This is a genomic window from Plebeiibacterium sediminum, assembly GCF_026013605.1.
Taxonomy (GTDB): Bacteria; Bacteroidota; Bacteroidia; order Bacteroidales; family Marinilabiliaceae; genus Saccharicrinis; species Saccharicrinis sediminus.
The window spans coordinates 1-454 of sequence record NZ_JAPDPJ010000314.1; the positions used below are offsets into that span (position 1 = coordinate 1).

The 454-nt window shown below is 37.2% G+C and carries 1 protein-coding gene; it reads left to right on the plus strand.

What is annotated here, in order from left to right; genetic code table 11:
- A partial coding sequence (locus tag OM075_RS25610; RefSeq protein WP_301193393.1) for a hypothetical protein occupies positions 1–454 on the plus strand: 454 nt, incomplete at both ends.

Sequence of the window (454 nt, forward strand, 5' to 3'; positions counted from 1 at the left end):
AAGATTATAACTTCAATTGGAATGCTTCTTCGTTGAATATCCCTGAAGATGGAGGATTACAAACAACGAATGAGTTTGATGTTGTGGTTACTCATGAAGCAACAGGTTGTACCAGCGAAGCTCATGTAATTATATATGTCAATCCGGATCCAGAAGTTAAAGATGTTGAGTTTACTTATTGTGCCGATGAAGCATCAGATTTTGATATAACATCATTCAATGACGATGTTATGGTTTCTGGAAATACAGAAGGGTATTCTTTTGCCTGGATAGGAGAAATGACTATCCCTGAAGTTGGCGGACCACAAACAATTAATGAATTTGATGTAGTTGTTACCCATGAAGCAACAGGTTGTACAAGCGAGGCTCATGTAACTATAAATGTAAATCCAGATCCAGAGGTTAAGGATATGGAAGTAACCTATTGTGCTGATGAAGCTGCAAACTTTGAAAT